The sequence below is a fragment of the Acinetobacter rongchengensis genome (assembly GCF_003611475.1).
Lineage (GTDB): Bacteria > Pseudomonadota > Gammaproteobacteria > Pseudomonadales > Moraxellaceae > Acinetobacter > Acinetobacter rongchengensis.
Genome location: NZ_RAXT01000226.1, coordinates 1 through 313, shown reverse-complemented (window position 1 = coordinate 313; position 313 = coordinate 1). Strand labels below are relative to the sequence as shown.

Below are 313 nucleotides of genomic sequence, written 5' to 3'. Positions count from 1 at the left end.
CCCTTTGAGCAGATATGGATATTTACGGTGAGCTTGATTAGCCTGGCTTAAATTTGGTTTGCAATATAACGCCTGAATACCCATTTTCTTCATTAAAGTACGTGTATGACGTCGTCCTATATGATGTCCTTGACGATTCAACAAATCACGCATCATACGACTGCCTGCAAAAGGATATTGCATATGTAATTCATCAATACATCGCATCAGCTTCAGATCTGATGCACTCACAGGTTTTGGGCGATAGTAATAACAACCACGGGAGACTTTCAGCAGCTTAGCTTGCTTAGATACTGAAATCTGAAGTGAGTCG

The 313-nt window shown here is 40.9% G+C and carries 1 protein-coding gene; it reads right to left on the bottom strand.

The window, feature by feature from the left end; all coding sequences use genetic code 11:
- Window positions 1-313 (bottom strand): IS3 family transposase (locus D7V20_RS19655; protein WP_147395836.1); only part of this gene is annotated, 313 nt, incomplete at both ends.